Below are 8,737 nucleotides of genomic sequence, written 5' to 3'. Positions count from 1 at the left end.
TCAGCGAAGTAACTCCAAAGTTAATACCGCTCCCACCAAACAAAAAAAGCGCAAGAGCCGAAACCCCTGCGCTTAATTGATTAATCAAATAGCTTATCTAGTTAACTAGTTTTACATCAAGACGGATAGCACCGTTACCATTCTCAGGGCCTACTATCTCGGCAACCCTTACTAATCCTAGGCTACCACCACGATCTTCGTCTAATTCTATAGCAAACACATCACCTACTGCTAAACCAGTCACACTAGTTTGGTTAATAGTGATATCGCCTCCAGTCAGAACAGCTTCTAAATCGTTTTGTGATACAATTCCATCAAAATCCTCACTAGTAGTAGCTACTGAAACAAAACGGGTTTCAGGTTGCGGGGTAAAACCAGAGATATCTGCTTGCACAGCGGAGAATACGGACTGAGCGCCACTGTCATCCAAAGCGGCAATAGAATGCTCATTGGTAGCTCCCCAATAGTAAAGAAAATCTACTTCGTCACTACTAGTGCTAGCTTCAGAAAACCGTAATACATCATTATCTATCGCGTTATAGAAACTTCCTTCTGTAGAGTTTCCTTGCCCACCCAATAGTACGGCGGTTGAATTAGTAATAGATGCTGACGGATCTAGTACACTTTCTATTACATGAACTACGTTACCATCCTCTGTCTGTATATCTGGCACTGCAACGGGAATTCCATCAACAGTAATATTATCTCCATCAACTACTACTTGTATATTGCTACCTTCTAAAGTCTCAACTGCACCAGTAGTGAGCGCGCTACTTAAAACAGCATCGCCAACCGCATGATAAGATAGTATCTGAGCAATGTTGTCAGGTAAATCGTCAGCGGTATTAATACCAGCATTACGGAAAGCATCATCAGTAGGAGCAAATACAGTAACAGGTGCTTCTGCGGTTAATGCATCTAGTACCGCCTGATTATCGGTAAGAGCGGCTGCTAATAAGCTAAACCCATCAGCGAACGTTACTACATCAACCAAAGTAGCATACCCTACAGTAACTGTTATTTGTTCGGTTAAGCCACCAGTGGTAGAAAGATTAATCTCAGCAGTACTGCCTAATGCAGCTTCAGTATCTACAGTAAATTCAATAGTACCATTAGTAGCGGTATTAGCACCATTTACACTAATTGCACCATTAGTGAGTGCTGTTACTTCTTCATCACCAGATGATACATCAATGCCAAAAGTCTCACCGGGAGCAGCTACTACAGCATCATTATCAATTGTTTTATCTGTCGATGAAACACTAATTACGCTAGCTCCAGGAACCGGATTTTCCGTATCATCACAACTGGTTAAAAATAAAAATCCACCTACGGTGAATAGCCATAAAAATGAATACAAAATCTTCTTCATAATTTTCGTCTGTTTAATTAAAATAAATTGTGGTTAAATAAATCGTTTATTACGGGGGCAGAGAGATTAGAACGTGGGGTTTTGTACGCCCCGCCCTAGGCTCCCAGCACCCAGCTCTATTAATTGTCTATCGCTTTTTGTAATGAGGCACCTAGCTCTCGTCGGGTCATCAGCCCTGACTGTCGCCACAGCACCTTGCCCTTCTGAAATAAAATCAGCGTAGGTACGCCCTGAATCTTATATTTCATTGCTGCTGACTGGTTTTTATCTATATCTACTTTTACTACTTTTAGCTTTTCTTTGAAGTCGCGGGCAGTGTCGCTTACAATTGGGGCTAGAGCCTTGCAAGGCCCGCACCAAGTAGCGTAAAAATCAACCAACACCGGAATATCTGACTGAGAAATCAGATCGGAAAAAGTTTTCTTTTTAGATGCCATTAAATTCAAGATTACTTGTACATAAACTGTACCGTACAGATAAAGTTGCCCACCCCGTTTGTAAGAAATAATTGAGTTTTCAAGAAATTATTCAAACACGCAGTATAAACTGCTAAAAAAATAGATGTCAATTAACTAAAAAAATGATACTTACTATTAATTAGCACACATAACTGTATTAATTCTAAACTGTTTAACTCTGAGCAGCTTTTGAAAACCAAAATGTTTTTGCTAGAGTTAATGTTCCTAATATGTAAGAAAGCAATTAAGATGCCAAAAATAAGTATGCAAACTGTCCTCCCTGTTATTTTCTCACTTCTCTTTTTGTTAAGTTTCAAGGGAAGTTGGGCCCAAACAGATTCTCTTACGCTAGAAAAAATATACAGCCAAGGTTTATTTTCTCAAGCCAATGTTCAGGGAATCAACTGGATGGATGACGGACAATACTATACCTCACAGGTGCAAGAAGAAACTGATTACTACCAACATATAGTTCAGTACGATATTACCACCGGCGAGGCGGTAGATACACTAGTGAACGGACGTAATCTTATTCCCGAAGATGAATCAATTGCGCTGGCATATCAACAGTATTCCTTCAGTCCCGATGAGAACCGGGTGCTAGTGGCTACGGAGTACGAATCAATCTACCGTCGTTCTTCCCGAGCCTACTACTACGTTTATGACCGCAACGATGGCTCTTTTCGAGCGTTAACTGACGGGGGAAAACAATCGTACGCTACTTTTTCGCCCGATGGTAGCAAGGTAGCGTTTGTGCGAAACAATAATCTGTTCTACGTAACACTAAGCGATGGTTCGGTAACGCAGGTTACTTCCGATGGGGAAAAGAATAAGCTGATTCACGGCAGTACCGACTGGGTGTACGAAGAAGAGTTCTCAGTAACCAAAGCTTTTTTCTGGTCACCCAAAAGCGATAAGATCGCTTACATCTCTTTTGATGAAGCAACGGTGCCAGAATACAACATGCAACTGTGGAACAACCTGTATCCCGAAGATTATCGCTTTAAGTACCCAAAAGCAGGAGAGGCCAATTCTAATGTTAGCGTCTCTATTTATCAGTTAGCCGACCAGCAAACTACTTCGGTAGACCTAGGGGAAGAAACCGACATCTACGTGCCACGGATGCAGTGGACAAATGATAACGTTCTGCTCTCAATCATTCGAATGAACCGCCTGCAAAATAAGCTAGAGATTATCCACGCCAACGCTATCACCGGAAAAGTAGCGGTAGTACTCACCGAAGAAAGCGGCACCTACGTCGATTTGGACTTCAACGATCAGTTAGTGTATCTAAAGAATGGCGAACAGTTTGTACGAACCAGTGAGCAAGATGGGTTCAAGCATATTTATCTTCATAGTATGGATGGCTCATTAGTACGCCCAATTACCCAGGGCAATTGGGAGGTGAGTGAGTTTTTGGGAGTGGACGAGAATAAGAAGCTTGCTTACTATACTTCCACCGAAGTCTCGCCGCTAGAGCGACATCTGTACACCATTCGGACGGATGGTAAGCGGAAAAAGCGTTTAACTGTAGAGCCGGGTACCCACAGTATCACGCTTAACCCGGATTTCACCTATTTTATTGATCGGCATTCCTCTTCTGAGCAGCCATTAAAAGTAAGCTTGCACCAAGCTCCCAGCGGCAAACTAGTGAAGGTGCTAGAAGACAATGCTGAGTTGAAAGAGCAAGTCGCCTCCTATCGGATGGGCACCAAAGAGTTTACGCAGGTTCCGGTGAGCGATTCGCTACAACTGAATGCCTACATTGTTAAGCCCACTGATTTTGATTCTACTAAAACCTACCCACTACTGATGTTCGTGTACGGTGGCCCTGGCTCACAAATGGTACTGGATCGGTGGTTAGCAGGACACGAACCGTGGTTTCATTATTTAGCCCAGCGAGGGTATTTAGTAGCTTGCGTAGATAATCGGGGCACCGGAGCGAGAGGAAGAGACTTTCGGGCAGTTACCTATAATAATTTGGGTAAATACGAGGTAGAAGATCAGATTGCCAGTGCTAAGTATTTTGGTAATTTACCCTACGTAGATGCTGACCGCATCGGTATTTGGGGCTGGAGCTACGGTGGCTACATGACCTTGCTTAGTATGTTGCTGGGCAACGATGTTTTCTCGCTGGGCGTAGCGGTTGCTCCGGTTACTAACTGGCGACTGTACGATACCATTTATACCGAGCGCTACTTACAAACCCCTCAGCTGAATCCGGAAGGCTACGACCAGAACTCGCCCCTCACGCACGCGGAAAAGCTAGAGGGCGATCTGCTGCTGATTCACGGCACCGGCGACGATAATGTTCACTTTCAGAATGCGGTAGAAATGCAAAATGCGCTGATTGCGGCGGGCAAATCCTTTGATTCATTTTATTACCCCAACCGCAACCACGGTATCTACGGCGGCAACACCCGCTTGCACCTGTTCACCATGATTACCGAATTCATTAGCGAAAACCTTTAGATGGAAACCGGACCATTTCCTTCCAAAACCAGCCTTCCTGTATGTCTATCTTACTCGGATATTTACCTTCTGAATGCAGGTATTCACCTAATTTTTGCGTTTTTCGGATTCCGGTATCCGCTTCTAGTGCGCTTGCAGCCAGTTCTCCCCCAAACCGGTGCCTACTTCCATCGGTACGTCAAGGGGCAAAGCATTAATCATTAGTTCGCAAACTTTTTGTTTAAGTTTTTCCTGTTCATCGCGGTGAGCATCGAAGACCAGTTCATCATGTACTTGCAGGATCATGCGGGATTGCAGCTTTTCTTGTCGCATCCAAGCGGCAATATCCACCATCGCAATTTTAATCATATCGGCAGCGGTTCCCTGAATAGGCGCGTTGATGGCGTTACGCTCACTGTAGCCGCGTAGGGTAGGATTGCGAGAATTTATGTCTTTCAGATACCGCTTACGGCCCAGCACTGTTTCTACGTATTCTGCTTCTCGCGCCTGCTGAATGGCCTGGTCCATATACCCGCGCACACTCGGAAACCGCTCAAAGTAAGCTTTAATAATATCTGATGCTTCAGAGCGAGGGATGCTGAGTCGCTGAGCTAATCCAAAAGCCGAGACACCATAGATAATTCCGAAGTTGGCCGTCTTCGCTTTGCGTCGCATATCGGGCGTTACTTCGTCTAGCGGAACATCAAATATTTTGCTAGCCGTAGCCGCGTGAATATCCTGTCCGTTCTGAAAAGCATCAATCATGGTTTCATCCTGCGCGAACGAAGCCATAATCCGGAGCTCCACCTGCGAATAATCCGCCGCCAGTAAAATAAAATCATCGCTACGGGGCACAAAGGCTTTACGAATGAGCTGCCCCTTTTCGGTACGGATAGGAATATTCTGTAAGTTAGGATTGGTAGAGCTTAACCGCCCGGTAGAAGTCACTGCCTGATTATACGAGGTGTGAATACGATTATCTCGCGGACTAATCAGTTTGGGCAGCGCATCAATGTAGGTATTTTTGAGCTTCACCAGTTCGCGGTAGTTCAGAATTCGCCGGGCAATGTCGTGTTCCGTGGCTAAGTCAGAGAGGATAGCCTCTCCCGTAGCATACTGCCCCGATTTAGTGCGCTTGGGTTTCTCCAGTAGCTTCAGGTGATCGAACAGCACCTCGCCCAGTTGCTTAGGCGATCCGATGTTAAACTCCACTCCGGCTACCTCATAAATTTCTTGCTCAATGCCAACGATGCTTTCCGCCAACTCACCCGAGAGTTCCTGCAATACGGCTGGCTCTACTTTTACTCCCTCATATTCCATGGAGGCCAGCACCGGCACCAGAGGCATCTCCACCCGATTAAATATTTTAAGCAGTTTTTCATCCTCCTGCAGCTTCTGCTCAAAAGTTTCCTTCAATTGCAAAGTAATATCGGCATCTTCGCCCGCGTATTCGGTTACTTCTTCCACCGGAATATCGCGCATATTTCCCTGGCTCTTACCTTTCTTCCCGATCAGGCTTTCAATAGAAACGGGTTTATAGTCCAAGTAATTCTCCGCCATAGCATCCATGGAGTGACTAGTCTCCGGATCAATCAGGTAGTGAGCGATCATAGTATCGAACATGGGTCCGACCACTTTCACGTCGTATTTTTTCAGTACCAGGATATCAAATTTCAGGTTCTGCCCAATTTTTATAATCTGTTCATTTTCTAACAAGGGTTTGAATTCGTCAACGATCTGCTGGACCTCACTCTTTTCCTCAGGAACCGGAACGTAGTAGGCCTCCCCGGTTTTACACGCAAAAGCCAAGCCTACTAACTGCGTGGCTAGGGCGTCTAAGCTGTCTGTTTCAGTGTCGAAGCAGATGGCGGTTTCTTTAGTAAGTTTAGCAATTAAGTCAGCGCGCTTTTGAGCGGTATCCACCAGTTGGTAGTTATGCTCAGTACTCTTAATAGAATCTTCAAAGACGAAGGGAAGTTGATTGTGATCGGGGGCCAATTCTTCGGTATCAAATAATCCTCCTTGCATAGGTTGCAAATTTGGATGCTTATCCAAAACCCGGCGAGCCAGAGTGCGGAACTCTAAATCCTCAAATAGTCTACGTAACTCCGGCTCGTTAGGATCATCCAGTTTTAGTGCTTCTTCTTCAAACGGCAGGGGTACATCAATTTTAATCGTAGCTAACTCCTTAGAAAGTAATCCTTGCTCACTAAATTCAATCACCCGTTCCCGTTGCTTTCCCTTCAGTTGTTCCGCGTTAGCCACTACTCCTTCCACCGAGCCGTACTCCTTCAATAATTTGGATGCCGTTTTTGGTCCCACTCCCGGAATTCCGGGAATATTATCTGAAGCATCACCCTGCAAACCAAGTATATCGCACACTTGAGTTACCTGCTGAATATCAAACTTTTTCAGCACCTCCGGAACACCCAGCACATCTACACTATTACCCATGTAAGCCGGTTTAAACAAGAAAATACATTCCTCAACCAACTGAGCAAAATCTTTGTCGGGAGTCATCATATAAACGGTAAACCCCCGGCGGGCAGCCTGCTTGGCAAAGGTGCCAATAATATCATCAGCTTCGAACCCATCCAACTCTAGTACCGGAATGTTAAACGCACGAATAATATCCTTTACGATCGGGACCGCTATCTGAATGTCTTCCGGCTGGGCTTCCCGATGAGCTTTGTAAGGTTTGTATTGTATATGGCGGAAAGTCGGAGCAGAAGTGTCAAAGGCCACCGCAATATGCGAGGGTTTTTCTTTGTTAAGGACTTCTACTAGCGCATTAGTAAAGCCCAAGGCGGCTCCGGTATTCATCCCCTTGGAGTTAATGCGGGGGTTCTTACTAAAGGCAAAATGAGCGCGATAGATAAGCGCCATAGCGTCCAGCAAAAACAGTTTTTTCGTAGGTTGACTCATACTGCGAAGGTGAGAACATGGGAGCGAATTTGCAAGCATAATTCCGCAAGAAAGGTGAGCCTTATTACCAGAAAACAGGAGATATAATGACAAATCTGCCCATTTGGTACAACGTAAACATTCTTCTTATTGATCAATGTACTGCTAAGCAGCATCTAAAATATCTCAAGATAGACCTGCCCTATATTTTATTAATTACTAAGATAATACTATTGTGTCTTCTTTTACCGTTCCTCTCAGCAAGTAACACCAAGTAAGTTTTTTGGCTAGTGGTGCAGTTTTTGCTAAGATGTTGTTAGTCAATAGCATAACACTATTTCGGAACCTTCGGGCCGAACTTAGCAAATTCGCAAGAAGGTTTGCCAGATCGTGAGAGTATATGTAGTTTTGTTCATCATTAGCCACTGCCGTAATAACTATTGATTCCTAACCGAGTTCGCGCCGCAAAGTATCGTATGTTGAAAAAGTACCTTTTTTCCACCTTCTTTCTCCTTATATTATGTGCACGGATCTCAGTATACGGTCAGGATGCTGGTTTGCTACAGCAGCAAGACTGGAGCCGAGTGCAGGTAGATAACTACTCAGATGAACAGATTCAGCGTTTGGTTCAAGCCGCTGAAGAGCGCAATATCAGCATTCAAAACATTCAGGAGCAGGCCCTAATTCGGGGAATGCCTCGCACCGAGGTAAGTAAACTGGTTCGGCGGATGCAGCAACTTCAGCGGGGCGGCAGTCAATCATCCTCTTCTCGACAAAAATCGCCATTTTCCGATAATGAAGCCGGGGCGGATAGCCTCTCTCAACGAGATCCTTCGCTAGATGATGTTAGTGCAGAAGAGCAAAAAGTGTTTGGGTTTAGTCTGTTCAATAGCCAAGATTTAACATTTGAACCCAATCTGAATATTGCTACCCCCAAAAATTATCAGTTAGGCCCAGGCGATGAATTATCAATCAATATCTGGGGTGCCTCTCAGCAAGACTATCTGCTGGAGGTAGATCGAAACGGAGCTATCCGAATTGATAATTTAGGGCCAGTGTACGTAAACGGGCTCACCATTGAAGAGGCAGAACGAAGAACCATTAACCGCTTAGCCGAAATTTACGCCGGACTGCGGGGCAACCGAGAGCGACCGGCTAATACCTACGCCGAAGTAACCTTGGGTAGTGCTCGGAGTATCAAAGTCACTATTGTGGGTGAAGTGCGTAAGCCCGGTACATATACCCTTTCCTCCCTAGCTTCAGCTTTTACCGCGTTATACTTGTCTGGAGGGCCGTCGTTTATCGGATCATTCCGTAACGTAGAGATTGTGCGGGGCGGCGAAGTTGCCGATGTGCTAGATATGTACGATTTATTAGTAGGAGTCGAAGAACCATCGGGCACTACTCAATTGCAAGACCAAGATATCATTCGAGTAGTACCTTACAAAACTCGGATTGAGCTAAAGGGGCAGGTAAAACGCCCAGGCTACTACGAAATGAACTCCGAAGAGACATTAGCTGAGGCGATTGAGTTCGGCGGCGGTTTCACTAA

5 protein-coding genes are annotated in these 8,737 nt (G+C 45.0%); 2 read left to right on the top strand and 3 right to left on the bottom strand.

Annotated features, from left to right (window positions below; all coding sequences use genetic code 11):
• Positions 1 to 97 precede the first annotated feature (97 nt).
• Both WBA23_RS10355 and trxA read right to left on the bottom strand, forming a co-directional pair.
• Positions 98 to 1,372 (bottom strand): fasciclin domain-containing protein, encoded by a 1,275-nt coding sequence (locus tag WBA23_RS10355; protein ID WP_424582204.1) that lies wholly within the window; start codon positions 1,370 to 1,372, stop codon positions 98 to 100.
• Between the two features lie 119 nt (positions 1,373 to 1,491).
• Positions 1,492 to 1,809, bottom strand: coding sequence for a thioredoxin (gene trxA, locus WBA23_RS10350; RefSeq protein WP_424582203.1), 318 nt, complete (start codon positions 1,807 to 1,809; stop codon positions 1,492 to 1,494).
• A 285-nt stretch (positions 1,810 to 2,094) separates the two neighbouring features.
• On the opposite strand from trxA, the gene WBA23_RS10345 reads away from it, so the two are divergent.
• A complete protein-coding gene (locus WBA23_RS10345; RefSeq protein ID WP_424582202.1) occupies positions 2,095 to 4,302 on the top strand; it encodes a S9 family peptidase in 2,208 nt (735 codons plus the stop codon).
• A gap of 123 nt (positions 4,303 to 4,425) precedes the next feature.
• Here WBA23_RS10345 and polA read toward each other — a convergent pair whose 3' ends face one another.
• Positions 4,426 to 7,206, bottom strand: a complete 2,781-nt coding sequence (gene polA, locus WBA23_RS10340; protein WP_424582201.1) for a DNA polymerase I — start codon at positions 7,204 to 7,206, stop codon at positions 4,426 to 4,428.
• 455 nt (positions 7,207 to 7,661) lie between these two features.
• Here polA and WBA23_RS10335 point away from each other — a divergent pair.
• Positions 7,662 to 8,737 (top strand): polysaccharide biosynthesis/export family protein (locus tag WBA23_RS10335; RefSeq protein WP_424582200.1); only part of this gene is annotated, 1,076 nt, incomplete at its 3' end.

It is taken from the genome of Tunicatimonas sp., assembly GCF_049647865.1.
In the GTDB taxonomy this organism is placed as follows: Bacteria; Bacteroidota; Bacteroidia; order Cytophagales; family Cyclobacteriaceae; genus Tunicatimonas.
Note: the sequence above shows the minus strand (reverse complement) of the source record. Positions and strands in the feature narration are given on the sequence as shown.